The organism is Streptomyces sp. A012304 (genome assembly GCF_026008495.1).
Classification (GTDB): domain Bacteria; phylum Actinomycetota; class Actinomycetes; order Streptomycetales; family Streptomycetaceae; genus Streptomyces.
Genome location: NZ_BQUN01000084.1, coordinates 1 through 770 on the forward strand (window position 1 = coordinate 1; position 770 = coordinate 770).

The following is a 770-nucleotide window of genomic DNA, read 5'->3' on the forward strand; positions in this document are numbered from 1 at the left end:
GGCGCTTCCACCTGACCTACACGATCCAGGGCGTGCGCAAGCTGCTGGTCCGCAACGGCTGGTCCTGCCAGGTCCCGGCCCGGCGTGCCATCGAGCGGGACGACGAGGCTGTGGCCGGGTGGACCAAGGAGGTGTGGCCCTGCGCGGAAGACTCGCGGCGGCCCGTGGAGCCTGGCTCGTCTTCGAGGACGAAGCCGGCTTCTCCATGACGCCGCCGCAGGCGAAGACCTGGTCCCAGCGCGGCCGGACCCCAGTGGTGCGGGTCCGCGGCCGCTCCCGCAGACGCATCTCGATCGCCGCCTTGACCTGCTACAAACCCGGCCACCGCTCCCGGCTGATCTACCGGCCCCGCCGGGACGACGGCCGACGCGACGGCCGCAAGAGCTTCTCCTGGCGCGACTACAGAGACCTGCTGATCGCCGCACACCAGCAGCTCGGCGGCCCCATAGTGCTCATCTGGGACAATCTCAACGTCCATAGGGCCGCCGGCTTACAGGAGTTCGCCGAAGACCGGGACTGGCTGACCATCTACTACCTGCCGCCCTACGCACCCGACCTCAACCCCGTCGAAGGCATCTGGTCTCTCCTGCGACGCGGCTGGCTCTCCAACGTCGCGTTCAGCACCCCTGAACACCTCATCCAGCGCATCCGACGCGGCCTACGGCACATCCAGTACCGCAGCGACCTCATAGACGGCTGCCTCGCCGAGACCGGCCTGACCATCAGACCTGCCTGACCAACGGCACGACACCACGAGTTCAACCTCAGTA

The 770-nt window shown here is 68.1% G+C and carries 2 protein-coding genes; both read left to right on the top strand.

The window, feature by feature from the left end; genetic code table 11:
* On the top strand, positions 1-209 hold a 209-nt coding region (locus ALMP_RS18090; protein WP_264929456.1), incomplete at its 5' end, for a winged helix-turn-helix domain-containing protein.
* Entirely contained in the window at positions 206-736 is a 531-nt protein-coding gene (locus tag ALMP_RS18095; protein ID WP_264929458.1) for a transposase, read from the top strand. The genes ALMP_RS18090 and ALMP_RS18095, both read left to right, overlap by 4 nt.
* Positions 737-770: the final 34 nt, after the last annotated feature.

What these genes read in the sequence shown, in the direction of transcription:
- ALMP_RS18095 (WP_264929458.1), top strand. Translation starts at nt 206, where the DNA reads ATGACGCCGCCGCAGGCGAAGACCTGGTCCCAGCGCGGCCGGACCCCA.